The organism is Inquilinus sp. YAF38 (assembly GCF_052113205.1).
GTDB lineage: Bacteria > Pseudomonadota > Alphaproteobacteria > DSM-16000 > Inquilinaceae > Inquilinus.
Genome location: NZ_JBFRCU010000083.1, coordinates 1 through 16833, shown reverse-complemented (window position 1 = coordinate 16833; position 16833 = coordinate 1). Strand labels below are relative to the sequence as shown.

The window sequence follows — 16833 nt, the reverse complement described above, 5'->3', positions numbered from 1 at the left end:
TCACCGGTCGGTTTCAAGGAGCCGCGCCATCGCCTGCAGGGCCAGAAGATAGCCATGCACGCCCAGCCCGCACACCACCCCGGTCGCCGCCAGCGAGACATAGGAATGGTGCCGGAACGCTTCGCGGCGGAAGATGTTGGAGAGATGGACTTCGATCACCGGAAGTTCCGCCGCGTTCAGCGCGTCGAGGATGGCGACCGAGGTGTGGCTGTAGGCGCCGGCATTGACGATGATGCCGTCATGGGCGGTGCGGGCCTCCTGGATCCAGGTGACCAGCTCGCCTTCATGGTTCGATTGCCGGAAGTCGATCTCGAGCTCGATCTGCTCGGCCTCGTCGGCGCAGGCCTGCTCGATGTCGGCCAGCGTGTCGCGGCCATAGATCTCGGGCTGGCGCACGCCCAGCATGTTGAGATTGGGGCCGTTGAGGATAAGGACCGTCGGCCGGTCCGACTGGATCGCCGTCACGCGTCGCTGCTCCCGGAATCGCTAGGCCGGGCGTATCATAGGCGGTGCGGCTTTCACAAGCATCGTTGCACGAACCTGTAACCCTTCACAGGATAACAGGCCCGTCCGGCAGCTCCTCGGCGTTGGCTTCGCCGGGCGATGCCGGCCAGGTTCGCAGCAGCTCGGCGTCGATCGCGGCCAGCGCCTCCAGCACGCCCTCCTCGTATCGCCCGGCCTGGAACCGGTCGCGCAGCGCGGCGCAGATCCGCGGCCAGACCGCGTCGTCGACCCGGGCGGTGACGCCGCGGTCGGCGACGATCTCGATCTTGTGATCGGCCAGCAGCAGGTACAGCAGCACGCCGGTCGCCTGTGCCGTGTCCCAGACGCGCAGCCGGCCGAACACCTCCAGCGCCCGAAGCCGGCTGTCGCGCAGATGCGGCGGGGGCGCGGCCTCGACCGCGATCACGATCTCGCCCAGGTGCCGGCGCTCGGCGCCGCGGATCGCCTGGTGCAGCCGGGCCATCACCGCCGCGCCGAAATGCCGGCGCAGCAGGCGCTGGCCGTGCCATTCGGCGACCGGGCGCAGCCGCCGCAGCGTCTTACCAACTCCCGGATGCACCGCCGCCTCCGCTCGATCCGCCGCCGCCGCTGAAGCCTCCGCCCGATCCGCCTCCGCCGGAGCCGCCCCGCGATCCGCCGCCAAAGCCTCCGCCACCGAGGCCACCTCCACCGAAGCTTCCTCCGCCGAAGCCACCGCCGAATCCCCCCGAGCCGCGGCGGGTGCTGAAGCCGCCGCCCGGCCCGCCGAAGCGGCCGCCGATGCCGCCGAGAATCACCGCGCCGATGGCGCAGAACGCCCCGAAGAGGATCATGCCGGACAGGCCCCAGCCGAGGCCGCCGGCGACCAGCGCGCTGCCGCCGGCCGGCAGCGGCATCGGCAGCCCGATGCCGCGCAGCCCGGCGCGCACCGCGGCACCGACCAGGATCGCCAGGATGACGATCTGGAACATGTCCTCCGGCGCCTCGCTCCGGCTCTCCGGCGGGGGCGGGGGCAGCGGCTCGCCGTCGATCAGCCGGATCAGGCTGTCGACCGCAGCGCCCAGTCCGCCGGCGAAGTCGCCCTGGCGGAAGGCCGGCGTGATCTGCTCGCGGACGATGCGGCCTGCTGCGATGTCCGGGATCGCGCCCTCCAGCCCGTAGCCGGGCTCGATCCGGACGGTGCGGTCGTTCTTGGCGACCAGCAGCAGCACGCCGTCATCGACACCCTTGCGGCCCAGCCGCGACTGATCGAACACCCGCCTGGCATATTGATCCACGGTGTCGGCGCCGGTGGTCGGCACGATCAGGATGGCGATCTGCGCCCCCTTGCGCTGCTCGACCGCCGCCAGCTTGCTCTCCAGAGCCTGCCGCTCGGCGGCGGACAGGGTGCCGGTCAGGTCGGTCACGCGCGTGCTCAGCTGCGGCACCGCGACCGGCTGCTGCGCCATGGCCGTGGCCGCGAAGGCCAGTTGCAGCAGCAGCGCCAGCGCGGCGACGATGCGGCCTATCCCCGGGTGAATGGCAATGGTCATGCCGCTTCCCGCAGCGCAGGGGCGGCGATCCGTCCCGCATCGGCGCCCTTGCGAGGGGCCGGCAGGCCGGCGCCCCGAAGCAGGGGAATCAGCGCCGAGACGGCCGCCGCCAGGCCGCCGGCGAAGTCGCCCGCACGGAAGGCCGGCACCATCCTGTCCTGGACGATCGCGACGGCGGCGGCATCCGGTATCGCCTGCTCCAGGCCGAAGCCGACCTCGATCCGCACGGTGCGGTCGCTTTTGGCGACCAGCAGCAGCACGCCGTCATTGATGTCGCGCCGGCCGAGCTTCCAGGTGTTGAAGGCCCGCAGCGCATAGGCGTCGATGCTCTCCGGCCCGGTGGTCGGGATGATCACGATGGCGATCTGGGCGCCGATCCTGAGCTGGACCCAGGCCAGCTTGGCCTCGAACATGCGGCTCTGGTCCGGCGTCAGGGTGTCGGTCAGGTCGAGGATGTGGGTCGTCAGCGGCGGCACGGCGACCGGCCGCGCCATCGCCGGCAGGGCGACGAACAACCCGATCGCCAGGGCCAGGACGCGCCACATCGCGGCCATGCTCAAAGCTGCGGGCCTCAGGGCTTCGTCGCCGGCGAGGTGCCGAAATCGACCTTGGGCGCGGTCGAGATCGCGGCCTCGTTCTCGACGCTGAAATTCGGCTTGGCGCTGAAGCCGAGCACACCGGCGATCAAGGTGCCGGGGAAGCGGCGGACGCTGACATTGTAGTCCTGCACCGCCTGGATCGAGCGGTTGCGGGCCGTGGCGATCCGGTTCTCGGTACCCTCCAGCTGGGTCATCAGGTCCTGGAACAAGGCGTCGGATTTCAGCTGCGGATAGTTCTCCGTCACCACCAGCAGCCGCGACAGGGCCGAGGACAGCTCGCCTTGCGCCGCCTGGAACTTCTGCAGCGCCGCCGGGTCGTTCAGCGTCTCCGGCGTCACCTGGATGCTGCCGACCTTGGCCCGGGCCTCGGTGACCTGGATCAGCACGTCCTTCTCCTGGTTGGCATAGCCCTGCACGGTCTTGACCAGGTTCGGCACCAGGTCGGCCCGGCGCTGGTACTGGTTCAGCACCTCGGACCAGGCGGCCTTGACGTTCTCGTCGCCGGCCAGGAAGCGGTTATAGGCACTGCCGCCCCAGACCGCGACCAGCACGACCAGGACGACGACCACGATCAGCCCGGTGAAACGACGCATCCGATCCCCCTTAGATCCGCGCAGCGAGCGCGCGCGGATTGCATCATCAACCCGCGGCTGGGGCAATCGTGCCTTGAGACTGCCACGGGATTGGTTTCCCATCAGGGCCCCGAATCGCTTCGCTTCGCAACAGGAACCGGAAGAATGGGCAAGCTCTTCAGCGTGCTGATCGGCATCATCATCGCCGTCGTCGTGGTGTTCGGCTTCACCTGGTACCGCTATGTCACCAACACCGACAGCCCGTATGACGAGATCGGGATCGAGCTAAACAGCCGCCTGCCGGCGCCGCTGCGCGACTGGGGCTGCGCCCGGCTGAAGGCGAATTTCGCCCGGGCCCTGCCACCCTATGGCTGCCAGTCCGCCGATGGCCGGAGCTGGGCGATGCAGTGACCTAGGCCGCGATCGCTTCGGACCGCCCGACCGAGCCGTGGATCTGTTCGGCCAGCCGGGTTGCCGCGGGCGTCCGCGGCCGGGCGCCCCAGGCCAGCCCGATCTCCAACGCCGGCAGGGGCGGCAGCCCGTCGCGCTCGCCCAGCACCCGCATGCCGGCCGGCAGGCTGCACTCCACCACCACCGCCACGGCCAGCCCGGCCTGGACCACGGCCAGCAGGCCGACCAGGCTGGGGCTGGAATAGGCGATGCGGTAGGGCCGCTGCGTCGCCGCCAGCGCCTCCAGCGTGACGCCGCGGGCGACGCAGCCGGGCTCGTACAGGGCGACCGGCAGCGGCTGCTCCAGATGCGGGTCATGGTCCGGCGACCCGAACCAGACCAGCGGTTCGCGCCGCAGCAGCTCGCCGTCGCGGCCCGGCCCGCGGGTGATCACCGCCAGGTCGACCTCGCCGGCGGCCAGGCGCCGGTCCAGGAAGGTGGTCTGCTCGCAGATCAGTTCGACCTCGACCTGCGGGTGGGTGGCGGCGAAGCGCGACAGGATCGGCGGCAGCAGCGAATAGGCGTAGTCGTCGGGGATGCCGAGCTGGACCCGGCCGCGCAGATCGGGCTCGACCAGCGCCGCCCAGGCCTCCTCCTCGAGCCGCAGCATGCGCCGGGCATGGCCCAGCAGGCTCTCGCCGGCCGGGGTCAAGCGCACCCGCCGGCTGCTGCGGTCGAACAGCCGCTTGCCGACCGCCTCCTCCAGCCGCCGCACCTGCATGCTGACCGCCGATTGGGTGCGCCCGACGCGTGAGGCGGCCAGGCTGAAGCTGCCGCCCTCAGCGATCGCCACCAGGGTGCGCAGCACGTCGAGATCGAGGCGTTTGTCCATGGCGCCAGCATAAATCCAATTGATCGATGCCTTCAAATCTATTCGTTTGATTGAAGTCCGCCGCCGGCCCAGCTTTCCTCCACCGAATTCAGGAGGCGACCATGGGTAGTGTCGAGGCGGCGGCGGAGCGGCGGACGGGGATCCTGCAGCTCGCTCTGGCTATGGCGGTGGTCGGCACCGTCGGCGTGTTCATGGAGGAATCGGGGCAGGGGCCGATCAATGCGGTGTTCTTCCGCTGCGTCTTCGGCGCGCTGGTCCTGCTGGTGTTCTGCGCCGCCCGCGGCTGGCTGGGCGGCCTGCGCCTGGCGCCGCGGCAATGGGCGCTGATCCTGTTCGGCGGCATCTGCATCGTGCTGAACTGGGTCGCATTCTTCGCCGCGATCCGCCACACCTCGATCGCCTTCGCCACCATCGTCTACCACGTCCAGCCCTTCTGGGTGGTGCTGTCGGGGGCGGTGCTGTTCGGCGAGCGGATCAGCGGCCAGAAGCTGGGCTGGATCGCCATCGCCTTCGCCGGGCTGGCCCTGGCCACCGGCATCGGCTCCGCGGGGACGGAGCCGGGGCAGTTGCTCGGCGCCGGCCTGGCCGTGCTGGCCTCGCTGCTCTACACCGGCACGGTCTTGTCGACCAAGGCGCTGCGCGGGGTACGGCCGCACCTGACCGCGATGATCCACGCCACCACCGGCATCGTCCTGCTGGCGCCCTTCGTCGGCGTCGCCGACCTGCCGGCGACGCCCGGCCCCTGGGGCTGGCTGGCCGGGCTCGGCATCGTCCACACCGGCCTGGTCTATGTCCTGATGTACGCCGCCTATCCGAAGCTGCCGACGCCGGTGATCGCCGTGCTGGCGTTCGTCTACCCGGCCTCGGCGATCCTCAGCGACTGGCTGGTCTATGGCCACCAGCTCGGGCTGGGCCAGGCGGCCGGGATGGGGCTGATCGCCCTGGCCAGCCTGGCGGTGACCCTCGGCTGGCGGCTGTGGCCGGCGCGGCGGGTGGCAGCGGCCGGGTAGGGCGCGCTCCAGATCTTTCCAGCTTGACACCATCTCGGCCTATGTTCATGCTATGTTCCATGGACAAGGCCAAGCCGATCACTGCCGACCCCGCTATCGCCTCGGACCCCGAGCTGGTCAGGCTCGGCCAGCGGATCCGCTCGCTCCAGGATCGCGCCGAACGCGCCCTGGCGGAAGCCGAGGCGCTGTCGAAGGAGCCCGACAGGCTGATGGAAACCTTCGACCGCTTCATGCAGCTGAACGAGGAGATCCTTGGCGCCATCGGCCAAGCGCACGAGCTGCAGCAGCAGCACCGGCGCCGGCGCAAGAAGCTGGAGGCCGAACGGGTCCGGCGGCTCGCCCTCGCTCGCTACGCATTTCTGGCGGCCGGCTCGCGAACGGCGGGTACCCGGCACTAGACCGGCCTCTCCGCCGGGCGAGACACCGCAGGGAGGCCGCCATGACCGACTCGCCATCCTCGATCAATGCGGAGGGGGTCTCCGAGCCGTTCCCCGTCGAGCGGGTGCCGTGGGAGGAGTTCGAGCGCGGCAAGCTCGGCAGCCGGTTCCGGGTGCTCAGCAAATTCGGCGGCGGCAGCCATGTCGGCGTGGCCTATGAGGAGCTGCCGCCCGGCAAGCAGTCCAACCTGCTACACTACCACCTGCTGGAGGAGGAGCATGTCTTCATCCTCGAGGGCGAGCTGACGCTGCGTCTCGGCGACCGCGCCTATCAGATGAAGCCCGGCGACTATGTCTGCTTCCCGGCCGGGCAGAAGGTCGGGCACTGCCTGGTCAACCACACCGACAAGCCCTGCCGCTACCTCCTGATCGGCGAGAACAACCCACATGACGTTGCGGTCTTCCCGGAAACCGGCCGCGTCAGCGTGCGGCTGACCGGCGAGGGCTATCGCAAGTCGGCGGTGATGGATTATTGGGAAGGCACGGACTGAATCCGCGAGCGCCGGGCAAAGGCGGGGAGGTCGGGCTGTGCTGTTCATGATCATCGAGCGTTTCGCCAACCGCGACCCGGTGGCGGCCTATCGCCATCTGCGCGATGCCGGACGCGGCCTGCCCGAGGGGCTCAAATATGTCGACAGCTGGGTCGAGTCGAACTGCGACCGCTGCTTCCAGCTGATGGAATGCGACGACCTCGCCCTGCTGCAGCAATGGATCCTGCACTGGCGCGGCACCGGGGTCAGCTTCGAGATCGTGCCGGTGCTGCGCAGCGCCGAGACCCGGGCGGTGGTGGCGCCGCTGCTCGACCCGCCGGCCACCGGCCCGATTTCCTGAAAGACAGTCCATGACCGGATTCGATCTGCCCGTGGCCGCCGAATGGTTCCGCAAGCGTGACCTGGGCGGAGGGCTGACCCTGATCGTCGAGCCGCACACCGACGTGCTGATGCGCGCCAACATCTGGCGTCTGCGCGGCCGCGACCGCGACCTGCTGGTCGATGGCGGCCTTGGCGTGGCGCCGCTGCGGCCGGCCTTCCCCGAGCTGTTCGCGGGCCGCGAGACGATCGCCTTCGCCACCCACACCCATGCCGACCATATCGGCGCGATCCACGAGTTCGAGCAGCGCTGGGTGCACCCGCTCGAGGCCGAGGCGCTGGCCCGGCCGCGGCCCGGCACGTTGATCTCCGACCAGATTCCGGCGGAGGCGCGGCGGCGCTTCCTGGACGCGGACTACCCGCCGCTTGGGCCGACCCTGGTCACCGCGGTGCCTCATGCCGGCTACGACCTTCGAAGCTACGCCCTGCAGGGCGCCGAGCCGACCCGGCGGATCGAGGCGGGGGAGGTGGTGGATCTCGGCGACCGGCGCTTCCGCGTGCTGCATGTGCCCGGCCATTCGCCCGGCAGCATCGCCCTGTTCGAGGACGCCACCGGCACCTTGTTCGCCGGCGACGTGATCTATGACGGGCCGCTGCTGTATCGCGGCCCCGGCATGGACATCGGCGACTATGTCCGATCCTTCGCGCTGCTGCGCTCGCTGCCGGTGACGGTGGTCCATGCTGGCCATGACGACAGCTTCGGCAAGGCCCGGCTGGACGCCATCATCGACGCCTATCTGGCGCGCTGGCGGGCTGAGGGGTTGATCGAGGGCTGACCGGAACGGCCTGCGGGCCTCCCTCGTTTGCCCCGGGGAGAACAAGCGAGGGATGCATGGCGGATCGGTGGGCGCGCCAGCGCGAGATCATCCTGCGCAGCCTGGCCCGGCGGCTGATCTTTCTCGCCGGGATTGTCGTGCTGGCCCTCGTCATCGCGCTGGTCCGGTTCGGGCCCTGGTCGTGAGACCGGCCGGGACCGCCCGTCACCTGGCGAAGAGCTGGCCCCGATCGGCGAAGGCCTTGAACTCAAGCGCGTTGCCGGACGGATCGAGGAAGAACATCGTCGCCTGCTCACCGACCCGGCCCTTGAAGCGGACATAGGGCTCGATCACGAAGCGGGTGCCCGCCGCTTTCAGCCGCTCGGCCAGGGCCTCCCAATCGGCCATCTCCAGCACCACGCCGAAATGCGGCACCGGCACGTCATGGCCATCGACCGGGTTGTGGTGCGCCGCATCCTCTGCCGCCGGCCCCGCTTTCAGATGGGCGACGATCTGGTGGCCGTACAGGTCGAAATCGATCCAGCTGTCGGAGCTGCGGCCCTCGGGGCAGCCGAGAACGGTGCCGTAGAACCGGCGGGCGGCGGCCAGGTCGCGCACCGGGAAGGCGATGTGAAAAGGCGACAGCATTTCTCATGGATCCTTGCTGGATATCATCCGGCGCCGCTTGCGCCAAGTCAGGATCTAAGCGGAGAGTTGCAGTCGGACAATCGAGAATGAGGCTCGGATCAATGAGCTCAGATCATGAATATCGGCTGCCGTCGCTGAACGGCGTCCGCAGCTTCGCCGCGGCCGGGCGGCACCTGAACCTGACCGCGGCGGCCGCGGCGCTGGGTGTGACCCAGGGCGCGGTCAGCCGCGCCGTGCAGGCGCTCGAGGTCGAGCTCGGCACCTCCCTGTTCCGCCGGGTCGGCCGGGGCATCGAGCTAACCCCCGCCGGCGCCGCCTATCACGCCCGGATCACCGACGCCCTGGCGCAGATCGCCGCCGCCACCCGCACCCTGCGGCGGCCGGAGCGCGAGGGCATCCTGTCGTTCAGCGTGCTGCCGACCTTCGCTCTGCGCTGGCTGGTGCCGCGGCTGCCGCGGTTCCACGAGCGCCATCCGGACATCCAGGTCGACCTCTCGGCCTCGGAGGACGTCATCGATTTCGGCATCGACCCGATCGACCTGGCGCTGCGCAACGGCACCGGCGGTTGGCCGGGGGCGGAGGCGACGCTGCTGATGAACGAGACGGTGGGCGTGTTCTGCTCGCCCGATCTGCTGCGCCGAGGCCCGATCGCGGCGCCGGCCGATCTGCGCGGCCATCGCCTGCTGGTACACACCACCCGGCCCACGGCCTGGGCGGACTACTTCGCCTCGCTCGGCCTGGGGCCACCCGACATCTCCGGCTTTCCCGGATTCGAGCACTTCTTCATGCTGGCCGAGGCGGCGGCGGCCGGTATGGGGCTGGCGCTGCTGCCCCTGTTCCTGGCCCGCGCCGACATCGCGGCCGGCCGCCTGATCCAGCCGCTCGGCCACACCATGCAGCCCGCCAGCGCCTACTACCTGCTGCACGCGCCGGGGCAGGGCCGGCTGCGCAAGATCCGCCTGTTCCGCCAGTGGCTGCAGACCGAGGTGGCAGAAGCGGAAGGGTCTAAGGACTCGTCTGAGAATAAGTGAGTCGCTTGATTATAGAAGCACTCTCCCAACTGTCATGCCCGGGCTTGACCCACGGCTGTCCGGTTAAGCTTTTCGGGTCGCAGATCTAAGCGCTGAACTAAACTTTATTGTCATTGCCGGGCTTGACCCGGCAATCCAGGGGCCACAGAGAGCCGCTCTGAAAGCCCCTGGATCCTCGGGTCAAGCCCGAGGATGACAATTAAATAGAATATTCACCTGAGATAAACACGCTTTAATTGCGATTTTCTCTCAACCGGACACTCGTAGGTCAAGCCCGGCAATGACAATAAAAGGCGGTGGCCTCTCCGACGAACCCTAGCCGATCCCCTCATACTCCACCGTCGTCATCATGCCGCTCTCCATGTGATAGAGGTGGTGGCAGTGGAAGGCCCAGCGGCCGGGATTATCGGCGTCGAAGGCGACGGTCACGGTCTTGCCCGGCGGCACCAGAACCGTGTCGCGCCGGGCGCCGGACAGGGCTTTCCCGTCGATCGCCACCACCTGGAAATGATGGCCGTGCAGATGCATCGGATGGGCCATCATCGACGGGTTGGTCATCGCGATCGCCACCCGCTCGCCATGCCGCACCCTCAGCGGCGTATCCTGGCCGTGGACCTTGCCGTTCAGGGTCCAGACATAGCTCGCCATGTCGCCGGCCAGCACCACCGGAATGGTCCGATCCACCGCGCGCGCGGCCAGCGGCTCCAACGCCTTCAATTGCGCCTCCAAGGCCAGCTCCAGCGGCGCCGACTTGTCCTCGCCGAGATCGGCGATGCGGGAGACCTCGGCATCAGGGGCGGCCAGCACCAGGCCGGTGCGCTGCCGGTCACCCTCGCGCAGCGCCAGCACCGGCAGCGCCTTGCCGGCCGGGACGGTCAGGCGGATGTCCAGCCGCTGGGCGATCGCGATCGGGAAGCGCCGGCCGGCGACCTGCGCCACCGGCATCCCGTCGACCGCGATCAGCGTGCCTTCGGTCGCGCCGAGATCGATGTGGAAGTTGGTCGCCGCCGCGCCGTTGATGATGCGCAGCCGCACCCGGCCGCCGCGCTCGACCCGCACCACCTCGGGGTCGGCCAGCGTGCGGTCATTGGCCAGATAGGCGTCGTATTCGACGTCGTTCAGGTCCATCGCCATGCCGCCCGGCATCGCCATGCCCGGCATGTCGTGCCGCATCCCCGGCATCGAGCCCATGGCGTGGCCGCTGTGGTCCATCCCGGCCATGCCCTGGCTGCCGCGCAGCCCGGCCATGATCTCGGCCGGGTCGCGGAAGCTGAAATCGTGCAGCATCAGCACCACCTCCTGCTCGTCCAGCCCGGCCTCGGCCGGGTCGGCGACGATCAGCGGCGCCGCCAGCAGGTTCTGCTCCTGCAGCCCGAGATGGGAGTGCATCCAGTTGGTGCCCGGCCGGGCCAGCGGGAAGTCGTAGTCGATGGCGGCACCGGCCGGCAGCGGGTCCTGGGTCACGCCCGGCACCCCGTCCTGGCGCCAGGGTGGGGTCAGCCCGTGCCAATGCACCAGCGACGGCTCGCTGAGCGCATTGGTCAGCCGCACCCGGAAATCCTCGCCGGCGACGGCGCGCAGGCCCGGCCGGGTGATGCCGAACACCGTCGCGGCCCGACCGCCGATTTCGAGGCTGCGGGTGGCGATGGTCAGCTCGGCCGGGGCGGCGGCGCGGGCGAGGCGGGGCAGGGCGCCGGTCAGTACGGCCCCAAGGGCGGTTGTCGCGGCGGCACCGGACAGGAAGCGGCGGCGGGTGATCACGATCGAATCCTCATCTTGGCGGCGTCGATCGCAGCCTGGAGCTTCCCCTTGCCGGAAGGTAAACCGCGTCACGACGTCGCCYTTTTTGTCGACGATCAGGGGGCAGGCGGYCACCCTCGGCCGACATCCATGGAGCAAGCCATGAGCACCGAATCCTCCCGCCGTCATCTCCTCGGCCTCGCCGTGGCCGGTGCCGCCGGCGGCCTCGCCGCCGCCTGCGCCCGCGGCCAGGCCGCCACGCCAGGCGCCATCGAGCCGGGCGCACCCGTCTCCCAAGCCGAGCTCGACAAGCTGAAGGGCCTGATGTTGCGGACCGTCCGCCCGGGCGAGGCGGTGACCATGGACTACCGCGCCGACCGGCTGACCGTGGAGGTCGACGCCCAGGGCAAGATCCTGCGCGCTTCTATCGGTTAGGTCGCGCGGCTCCGCTCGTAATGCCGGCGCGCCTTGTGCCGGTTGCCACAATCGGCCATCGAGCACCAGCGCCGGCTGCGGTTGCGCGAGGTGTCGAGGAACACCCAGGCGCAGTCGGGGTCGGAGCAGCTGCCGACCCGTTCGGCGCGGCCGGAGACCAGCAGCTCGGCCGCGTCCCACACCACCGGCCACAGCGGCTGCTCCAGCGGGTCGGTCTCGGTCATGGCCCAGGCGAAGCCGGCCTTCGTGGCCGCCAGGCCGGTCCGGGTCGGGGCCCGCGCCAGCACGGCGTTGAGCGCCGCGAGATCGTCGGCCGAGGCCGCTTCCGGCGCGGTCAGGATCCGGCCCAGCGCCGCGCGCAGGCGCAGCGCCGTCGCCAGCACCGCGGCGGCGGCCTCGGGCCGCTGCGCCGCCTCCTGCACCAGTTGCCTGGCCCCGGCCCGGTCGACGATGCCGAGATGGCCGGCCCAGAGCGCCAACTCGCCATAGCCGGTCAGCCGCTCGCCGCGCTGCGGAACGTCGCCGCGCCACGCCTCAGTGTTGACGAAGTCGAGGCTGAGCGAGCCGCCGATCCGCTTCGGCGGCCGCACCGCATAGGAGGGGGGCTGGGTCTGCATCGCCGCCCATCCTACCGGTTGACTTGGCCGGGGCAAGCCCGGCATCGTCGGGTCAACCGGTTCAGGGGTTAGAATATGCCGAAAGGGGATCGCGACGGGACGCTCGAGTGCCGGCCGGTGACGCCGGAGCGGCTCGGCGACGTCGAGACCGTGTTCGCCGGCTGCGCCGACGCCGGCCGCTGCTGGTGCGCCTTCTGGCGGCGGGAGCGCCGGGACTACAACGCCGGTAGCCGAGACGGCAGCAACCGCGCCCTGTTCCGCGACCTGGTCGAGGCTGGAAAAACGCTGGGGCTGCTCGGCTATCGCGACGGCGCTCCGGTCGCCTGGTGCGGCGTCGCCCCGCGGGCGGAGCAGCCGCGCCTGGCCCGGTCGCGCAACCTGGCGCCGGTCGACGATGCGCCGGTCTGGTCGATCACCTGCTTCGTGACCACCAAGGCCCATCGCCGCACCGGCCTGCTGCGCCCGCTGGTCACGGCGGCGGCGCGGCTGGCCCGGTCGCGCGGCGCCCCGGCGCTCGAGGCCTATCCGATCGACGCCGCGCGGCCGCTGGGATCGGGCGAGATCTACACCGGCGTGCTGCGCCCCTTCCTCGATCTCGGCTTCCGCGAGGTGGCACGGCGCAGCCCGACCCGCCCGATCGTCCGCCTCGATCTCACCAAGGGAAAGGACCCGACATGATCGCACGGATGTGGCGCGGCCCGGTGCCGAAGGCGAAGAAGGACTCCTATGTCGCCTATCTGCGGGAGACCGGCCTGGGCGACTACGCCCAGACCCCAGGCAACCGCGGCGTCTGGCTGCTGTGCCAGGACAAGGGCGAGGAGGTGGAGTTCCTGACGCTGACGCTGTGGGAGTCGGTGGATGCGATCAAGGCCTTCGCCGGCGAGGAGTACGGCCGCGCCCGCTATTACCCGCGCGACCGGGACTTCCTGACCCGCTTCGACCCGGAGGTCGAGCATTTCGAGGTGATCGAGGGCAGCAGCGCCTGATATCGGCGGGGTATCGTCATTGCGAGCGCAGCGAAGCAATCCAGGGCCGGTTCGCAACGGCCCCTGGATTGCTTCGTCGGCTTCGCCTCCTCGCAATGACGGCCCTTCGTGGTCGGAGCGTCCGGATGACGATGTCAGCACGAGTCCGCTAAAGCGCTCGTTGGTATGAGAGATTGAAGCGAAGGAGAGACCATCATGCAGTTCCATCGGGGTCGCCTGATCGACCATGTCCATCTGGTGGTGCGCGACCTGGAGGCGAGCAAGCGCTTCTACGCCGCGGTGCTGGCCTCGGTCGGCCGCTCCATCACCCATGAGGGGCCGGATTTCTTCGCCTCGGACGAGCTGTTCGTCAGTCCGGGCGACGCCATCAGCCATGTCCACCTGGCGTTCCAGGCGGCGGACCGCGACACCGTCCACCGCTTCCACGCCGCGGCGCTGGCGGCCGGCGGGCGGGACAATGGCGGGCCGGGCGAGCGGCATTACCATCCCGGCTATTACGGCGCCTTCGCGCTCGACCCGGACGGCAACAACATCGAGGCCGTGCATCACGGCCCGGCGGCGCGCTCGGCCGAGTCCGTCGTGATCACAGCAGAAGGCTGACCTCGACGTGACCACCGATGTCCGTCTGCGCCCGATCGCCGACTCCGAGCTCGCCACCTTTGCCGCCACCGCCACCGACCCGGCCCATGCCGAGGCGGTGCGGCGCTACGCCGAGGACCTGCTGACCAAGGGCGCGATGCGCCGCGACTGGTGTTTCCTGGCCGAGTGGAATGGGGCTCCCGTCGCCCGCATCGCCTTCTGGACCCTGCCGGGGGCGGCGATCCCCAGCGACATCGTCCTGTTCGACCTGCCCTGGTCGGCTCCCGAGGCCGAGGCGTTCGGCGCTTCCATGCTGCGGCGGATGGCGGAGCGGGCGCGGTCGCTCGGTGCTGCCGCGCTCGGCCATGTGCTCGACACGCCGCTGCAGGCGCCGCAATGGCAGGCCGAGCCGGAGCGGCGCCGTGCGCTGCTGACGGCAAGCGGCTTCGAGATCCGCCGCGAGACGGTCCGGTTCGAGCTCGACCCCGGCACGCCCATGCCGCCGCCGGCCGATGGGCTGGTGTTCCGCTCGATGGCCGAGGTCGGCGAGGCGGCGTTCCGCGCCGCGTCGGAGCGGGTCACGCGGGGCACGCTCGACCGCCGCATCGGCGACGAGGACATCTTCGCCGACATGCAGGGGCTGCAGCACGAGCCCGGCTGGTGGGAGCTGGCTTATGATCCCGATGGCGCGCTGGTCGGGCTGGTGATGCCGGCGCTGGCGCCCAGCATGGCGACGATCGGCTATGTCGGCGTGGTGCCGGAGCAGCGGGGGCGGGGCCATGTCCATGCGATGCTGGCGCGCGGCACGGCGACGCTGGCCCGTATCGGCCGCCGGCCGGTCAAGGCCGATGCCGACACCGGCAACGCGCCGATGGCGAATGCCTTCCGCCGGGCCGGCTGGCGCGAATTCGCCCTCCGCACGGAGTTCGAGCGGCCGCTGGCAGGCTGATGCCGCGGTTCAGTCCGGGGCCGCTGGGTTGAGGGGCTGCGGCTCGGCCATCTCGACGGTGCTCCGTTCATAGGGGCACTGCTGGTTCTGGGCGATGCCGGCCTCCGTCTCCGGGAAGCAGCCTTCCCCGTACCGGCCTGCCTCGATCGGCAGGAACTGGGCCGCGCAGTTCTGGGGCGCGATGGTGTCCGGCAATCCGCTGACATCGCAGATCAGGGCGCCGCCCATCCTGACGCCGGTCAGGTTGGCGCCGTCGAACTTCGCACCGGTCAGGTTGGCGCCGCGGAAATCCGCGTTGGTCAGGTCGCTGTTCTCGAAGGTCGCGCCGGTCAGGTCGGCACGGACGAAGATCCCCCCGCGGAGATCGATCCGGTCGAACCGGGCCGACCGGAAGAAGCCGTCCGAGAAATCGGCCCCGGAAAAGTTGGATTTGCGTCCCTCGGTGCGACCGGAGCTGGCGATCGAGAAGTTGGCCCTGGGGCCGCAGGCGGCGTTGAACTTGGCGCCCGCACCCTTGGCGCCCAGCAACGTGGCGCGGCTGAGCGTGGCATGCCGGAAATCCGCCCCGCCGAGCTGCGAATCATCGAGCCGGGCTTCGTTCAGCATCGCGCACCAGAAATCGGCCCCCTGGACGTCGGCGGAGACGATCTGAGCCCGGCCCAGTTGTGTCCGCAGATACGGCCGCCGGGGCAGGTAGGGGGAGGCGAGATTCTGGTCGGGTGAGAAATCGGCGCCGGTGAGCGAAGCGTTGGCGAAGCTTGCCCGCGTCAGGTTCGACCCGCCGAAATCGGCCTTGTCCAGGTTCGACTGGTAGAAGTTCGCCAGATACAGCTCGGAGGCCGAGAGGTCCGAGCCCCGCAGGTCGGACCGGATCAGCTGGGCATAGGCCATCGACGTGCCGCGGAAATACCCGTCCGACAGGTTGAGGGGCACCTCCCGCGTATAAGCCTCGCATCTGCGCCGGGCAATGACGGACAGGGCGGCCTGGGTGTCGGCGCCGACCGTCGCCTCGTGCGAGGCCTCTTCCCGCGCCCTGTGGCCCGCATCCGTATCGGACGCCGTCGGCGCGAGATGGGAGGAGACGACCGCATGGGCGGCGATGGCGTCCAGCGCCACCCGGTAGATCTGGTCCTGGGCGGATCCGGCGGGGGCGCCCGAGGCTGTATCGCCGGTCCCTGCACCGGACAAGGGGCGCTGATTGCCATCGGGACACAGATCGTCCGGACGATTGCCGCCCATCAGCTGCGCCAGAGCATGGAGTCCAATCAGCCGGGTGGAGATGTTGAAGCTTGCCAGGGCCTCGAAGCCCTGGCTGTACTGTTCCTGGCGGCTGTTCGCGGCGCCCTCGCGGGCGGCCCGGTTCACCTGGTAGAGGGTGTAGAGAGCGGCGACCATCAGGACCGGGACGATCAGCAATTGCCCGATATTGCGGCGGTACCGATCCGAATCTTCGGAGCGCTCCTTGCGGGTTTCGTATCTGTGCGGTGCCGTCAGCAGCACCGGGCCTAGCACCCAGGCGATCAGGGCCAGAAGGACCACGGCTGCGATCAGCGCAATGGCCAGATTCGAACGGCTGCCCAGATAGGTCTCGGCGCTGGCGAGCCAACTCATCATGAGAACCTCCTGGCGGCCGTCTGGTCGGGGACGGCAAGCTCAGCCAAGTCAGCGATAAATTGTCGCAGGATTCGATGCATGATCGTCATTCATTCGCAACAATAATTTCAGATCGAGTTTAACAAATTATAGAAAAACCACATTTCGAACTCCGGAACGTTGGTGAAGAATCCCGGATTCCCAATGCAGCCTGCGGCAGGCAACGATCGGGTCGTAAACTTATCTTATATCACGGTTGTCAGGCCTTGCACCATGAAAGAAAAATTCGATCGATAGAAAGTAAATTACAAGTTGCCCCTATCGGAACCTTGCCGAACTTATGGCCGCCGGCCCTTCAGGAACGGGCCATCGCAGCCTTGCGATTGCGGCCGCGCAGGGCCAGCGTGCCGGCGTTCCACAGCACGCAGGCGGCCAGGGCCAGGCCCAGCGCCGCGGCCGAGCCGAGCGGCGGGGCGGCCAGATGCAGCAGCGCCAGCGCCGGGATGTATCCGACCATGCCGATCAGGGCGTTGGCAAACACGGCCGCGGTAGCCGGGCCGCCGATGCGGGGATGCAGCAGCAGGGCCAGGCTGCCGGTGACCACCGGGGCCAGGGCGGCAAAGCCGGCCGCCGCCGGTCCCAGGGCGCGGCCGATCAGCAGCACCGCGGCGATCAGGCCGGTGACCGCGGCCGCCCGCGCCGGGATGTCCCAGCGC

Annotated in this window: 24 protein-coding genes; 13 read left to right on the top strand and 11 right to left on the bottom strand. The window is 69.7% G+C overall.

Annotation, left to right across the window (positions count from 1 at the left end; genetic code table 11):
- From aroQ to AB4Z01_RS28165, 5 genes are all read right to left on the bottom strand, one after another.
- Entirely contained in the window at positions 1 to 465 is a 465-nt protein-coding gene (aroQ, locus tag AB4Z01_RS28185; RefSeq protein ID WP_441325379.1) for a type II 3-dehydroquinate dehydratase, read from the bottom strand.
- Between the two features lie 85 nt (positions 466 to 550).
- Entirely contained in the window at positions 551 to 1063 is a 513-nt protein-coding gene (locus tag AB4Z01_RS28180) for a TPM domain-containing protein (protein WP_441699322.1), read from the bottom strand.
- Positions 1044 to 2015, bottom strand: coding sequence for a TPM domain-containing protein (locus AB4Z01_RS28175; RefSeq protein ID WP_441699320.1), 972 nt, complete (start codon positions 2013 to 2015; stop codon positions 1044 to 1046). Before AB4Z01_RS28175 ends, AB4Z01_RS28180 begins: the two co-directional genes overlap by 20 nt.
- A complete protein-coding gene (locus AB4Z01_RS28170; protein WP_441699319.1) occupies positions 2012 to 2569 on the bottom strand; it encodes a TPM domain-containing protein in 558 nt (185 codons plus the stop codon). Before AB4Z01_RS28170 ends, AB4Z01_RS28175 begins: the two co-directional genes overlap by 4 nt.
- A gap of 17 nt (positions 2570 to 2586) precedes the next feature.
- Entirely contained in the window at positions 2587 to 3207 is a 621-nt protein-coding gene (locus AB4Z01_RS28165) for a LemA family protein (RefSeq protein ID WP_441699317.1), read from the bottom strand.
- Positions 3208 to 3351: 144 nt separating this feature from the next.
- On the opposite strand from AB4Z01_RS28165, the gene AB4Z01_RS28160 reads away from it, so the two are divergent.
- On the top strand, positions 3352 to 3597 hold the full coding sequence (locus AB4Z01_RS28160) for a hypothetical protein (RefSeq protein WP_441699315.1): 246 nt from the start codon (positions 3352 to 3354) through the stop codon (positions 3595 to 3597).
- A gap of 1 nt (position 3598) precedes the next feature.
- Here AB4Z01_RS28160 and AB4Z01_RS28155 read toward each other — a convergent pair whose 3' ends face one another.
- Positions 3599 to 4468 carry a LysR substrate-binding domain-containing protein gene (locus AB4Z01_RS28155; protein WP_441699313.1) on the bottom strand — a complete coding sequence of 290 codons (870 nt, stop codon included), beginning with the start codon at positions 4466 to 4468 and terminating at the stop codon, positions 3599 to 3601.
- A 101-nt stretch (positions 4469 to 4569) separates the two neighbouring features.
- Between AB4Z01_RS28155 and AB4Z01_RS28150 the strand changes: the two genes are divergently transcribed.
- From AB4Z01_RS28150 to AB4Z01_RS28125, 6 genes are read left to right on the top strand one after another with little or no spacing between them, the layout of a single operon-like run.
- Positions 4570 to 5478, top strand: coding sequence for a DMT family transporter (locus AB4Z01_RS28150; RefSeq protein WP_441699311.1), 909 nt, complete (start codon positions 4570 to 4572; stop codon positions 5476 to 5478).
- Positions 5479 to 5537: 59 nt separating this feature from the next.
- Positions 5538 to 5876 (top strand): hypothetical protein, encoded by a 339-nt coding sequence (locus tag AB4Z01_RS28145; protein ID WP_429228944.1) that lies wholly within the window; start codon positions 5538 to 5540, stop codon positions 5874 to 5876.
- A gap of 41 nt (positions 5877 to 5917) precedes the next feature.
- On the top strand, positions 5918 to 6406 hold the full coding sequence (locus AB4Z01_RS28140; protein WP_441699309.1) for a cupin domain-containing protein: 489 nt from the start codon (positions 5918 to 5920) through the stop codon (positions 6404 to 6406).
- A gap of 46 nt (positions 6407 to 6452) precedes the next feature.
- Positions 6453 to 6746 (top strand): DUF3303 domain-containing protein, encoded by a 294-nt coding sequence (locus AB4Z01_RS28135; RefSeq protein WP_429232486.1) that lies wholly within the window; start codon positions 6453 to 6455, stop codon positions 6744 to 6746.
- 10 nt (positions 6747 to 6756) lie between these two features.
- Positions 6757 to 7560: an MBL fold metallo-hydrolase gene (locus tag AB4Z01_RS28130; RefSeq protein WP_441699307.1), complete on the top strand. Its 804-nt coding sequence runs from the start codon at positions 6757 to 6759 to the stop codon at positions 7558 to 7560.
- Positions 7561 to 7616: 56 nt separating this feature from the next.
- Complete coding sequence (locus AB4Z01_RS28125) at positions 7617 to 7745, top strand: hypothetical protein (protein ID WP_441699305.1); 129 nt, start codon at positions 7617 to 7619, stop codon at positions 7743 to 7745.
- A gap of 19 nt (positions 7746 to 7764) precedes the next feature.
- Here AB4Z01_RS28125 and AB4Z01_RS28120 read toward each other — a convergent pair whose 3' ends face one another.
- Complete coding sequence (locus AB4Z01_RS28120) at positions 7765 to 8187, bottom strand: VOC family protein (RefSeq protein ID WP_441699303.1); 423 nt, start codon at positions 8185 to 8187, stop codon at positions 7765 to 7767.
- 101 nt (positions 8188 to 8288) lie between these two features.
- Between AB4Z01_RS28120 and gcvA the strand changes: the two genes are divergently transcribed.
- Positions 8289 to 9218, top strand: coding sequence for a transcriptional regulator GcvA (gene gcvA, locus AB4Z01_RS28115; RefSeq protein ID WP_441699301.1), 930 nt, complete (start codon positions 8289 to 8291; stop codon positions 9216 to 9218).
- A 315-nt stretch (positions 9219 to 9533) separates the two neighbouring features.
- Here the strand turns inward: gcvA and AB4Z01_RS28110 are convergent, their stop codons facing one another.
- Positions 9534 to 10979, bottom strand: coding sequence for a multicopper oxidase family protein (locus AB4Z01_RS28110; RefSeq protein WP_441699299.1), 1446 nt, complete (start codon positions 10977 to 10979; stop codon positions 9534 to 9536).
- A gap of 141 nt (positions 10980 to 11120) precedes the next feature.
- Between AB4Z01_RS28110 and AB4Z01_RS28105 the strand changes: the two genes are divergently transcribed.
- Positions 11121 to 11393, top strand: a complete 273-nt coding sequence (locus AB4Z01_RS28105) for an I78 family peptidase inhibitor (protein ID WP_441699298.1) — start codon at positions 11121 to 11123, stop codon at positions 11391 to 11393.
- On the opposite strand, the gene AB4Z01_RS28100 is transcribed toward AB4Z01_RS28105, so the two are convergent.
- Positions 11390 to 12010: a CGNR zinc finger domain-containing protein gene (locus AB4Z01_RS28100; protein ID WP_441699296.1), complete on the bottom strand. Its 621-nt coding sequence runs from the start codon at positions 12008 to 12010 to the stop codon at positions 11390 to 11392. The genes AB4Z01_RS28105 and AB4Z01_RS28100 overlap by 4 nt on opposite strands.
- Positions 12011 to 12085: 75 nt before the next feature.
- Between AB4Z01_RS28100 and AB4Z01_RS28095 the strand changes: the two genes are divergently transcribed.
- The 4 genes from AB4Z01_RS28095 to AB4Z01_RS28080 all read left to right on the top strand — a co-directional run bounded on the left by AB4Z01_RS28095 (position 12086) and on the right by AB4Z01_RS28080 (position 14524).
- Positions 12086 to 12688: a GNAT family N-acetyltransferase gene (locus AB4Z01_RS28095; RefSeq protein ID WP_441699295.1), complete on the top strand. Its 603-nt coding sequence runs from the start codon at positions 12086 to 12088 to the stop codon at positions 12686 to 12688.
- Positions 12685 to 12996 carry a hypothetical protein gene (locus AB4Z01_RS28090; RefSeq protein WP_441699293.1) on the top strand — a complete coding sequence of 104 codons (312 nt, stop codon included), beginning with the start codon at positions 12685 to 12687 and terminating at the stop codon, positions 12994 to 12996. Before AB4Z01_RS28095 ends, AB4Z01_RS28090 begins: the two co-directional genes overlap by 4 nt.
- A 195-nt stretch (positions 12997 to 13191) precedes the next feature.
- Positions 13192 to 13596: a VOC family protein gene (locus AB4Z01_RS28085; RefSeq protein WP_441699291.1), complete on the top strand. Its 405-nt coding sequence runs from the start codon at positions 13192 to 13194 to the stop codon at positions 13594 to 13596.
- Between the two features lie 7 nt (positions 13597 to 13603).
- On the top strand, positions 13604 to 14524 hold the full coding sequence (locus AB4Z01_RS28080) for a hypothetical protein (protein ID WP_441699290.1): 921 nt from the start codon (positions 13604 to 13606) through the stop codon (positions 14522 to 14524).
- 9 nt (positions 14525 to 14533) lie between these two features.
- Here AB4Z01_RS28080 and AB4Z01_RS28075 read toward each other — a convergent pair whose 3' ends face one another.
- Complete coding sequence (locus tag AB4Z01_RS28075; RefSeq protein WP_441699288.1) at positions 14534 to 16138, bottom strand: pentapeptide repeat-containing protein; 1605 nt, start codon at positions 16136 to 16138, stop codon at positions 14534 to 14536.
- 334 nt (positions 16139 to 16472) lie between these two features.
- The coding region (locus AB4Z01_RS28070; RefSeq protein WP_441699286.1) for a hypothetical protein at positions 16473 to 16833 on the bottom strand (361 nt) is incomplete at its 5' end.

Bases quoted from the DNA above. Each gene is read 5' to 3' on its own strand.
- AB4Z01_RS28175 (WP_441699320.1), bottom strand. From the start codon at position 2,015: ATGACCATTGCCATTCACCCGGGGATAGGCCGCATCGTCGCCGCGCTG.
- AB4Z01_RS28170 (WP_441699319.1), bottom strand. From the start codon at position 2,569: ATGGCCGCGATGTGGCGCGTCCTGGCCCTGGCGATCGGGTTGTTCGTC.
- AB4Z01_RS28165 (WP_441699317.1), bottom strand. From the start codon at position 3,207: ATGCGTCGTTTCACCGGGCTGATCGTGGTCGTCGTCCTGGTCGTGCTG.
- AB4Z01_RS28160 (WP_441699315.1), top strand. From the start codon at position 3,352: ATGGGCAAGCTCTTCAGCGTGCTGATCGGCATCATCATCGCCGTCGTC.
- AB4Z01_RS28155 (WP_441699313.1), bottom strand. From the start codon at position 4,468: ATGGACAAACGCCTCGATCTCGACGTGCTGCGCACCCTGGTGGCGATC.
- AB4Z01_RS28150 (WP_441699311.1), top strand. From the start codon at position 4,570: ATGGGTAGTGTCGAGGCGGCGGCGGAGCGGCGGACGGGGATCCTGCAG.
- AB4Z01_RS28145 (WP_429228944.1), top strand. From the start codon at position 5,538: ATGGACAAGGCCAAGCCGATCACTGCCGACCCCGCTATCGCCTCGGAC.
- AB4Z01_RS28140 (WP_441699309.1), top strand. From the start codon at position 5,918: ATGACCGACTCGCCATCCTCGATCAATGCGGAGGGGGTCTCCGAGCCG.
- AB4Z01_RS28135 (WP_429232486.1), top strand. From the start codon at position 6,453: ATGATCATCGAGCGTTTCGCCAACCGCGACCCGGTGGCGGCCTATCGC.
- AB4Z01_RS28130 (WP_441699307.1), top strand. From the start codon at position 6,757: ATGACCGGATTCGATCTGCCCGTGGCCGCCGAATGGTTCCGCAAGCGT.
- AB4Z01_RS28125 (WP_441699305.1), top strand. From the start codon at position 7,617: ATGGCGGATCGGTGGGCGCGCCAGCGCGAGATCATCCTGCGCAGCCTG.
- AB4Z01_RS28120 (WP_441699303.1), bottom strand. From the start codon at position 8,187: ATGCTGTCGCCTTTTCACATCGCCTTCCCGGTGCGCGACCTGGCCGCC.
- gcvA (WP_441699301.1), top strand. From the start codon at position 8,289: ATGAGCTCAGATCATGAATATCGGCTGCCGTCGCTGAACGGCGTCCGC.
- AB4Z01_RS28105 (WP_441699298.1), top strand. From the start codon at position 11,121: ATGAGCACCGAATCCTCCCGCCGTCATCTCCTCGGCCTCGCCGTGGCC.
- AB4Z01_RS28100 (WP_441699296.1), bottom strand. From the start codon at position 12,010: ATGCAGACCCAGCCCCCCTCCTATGCGGTGCGGCCGCCGAAGCGGATC.
- AB4Z01_RS28095 (WP_441699295.1), top strand. From the start codon at position 12,086: ATGCCGAAAGGGGATCGCGACGGGACGCTCGAGTGCCGGCCGGTGACG.
- AB4Z01_RS28090 (WP_441699293.1), top strand. From the start codon at position 12,685: ATGATCGCACGGATGTGGCGCGGCCCGGTGCCGAAGGCGAAGAAGGAC.
- AB4Z01_RS28085 (WP_441699291.1), top strand. From the start codon at position 13,192: ATGCAGTTCCATCGGGGTCGCCTGATCGACCATGTCCATCTGGTGGTG.
- AB4Z01_RS28075 (WP_441699288.1), bottom strand. From the start codon at position 16,138: ATGATGAGTTGGCTCGCCAGCGCCGAGACCTATCTGGGCAGCCGTTCG.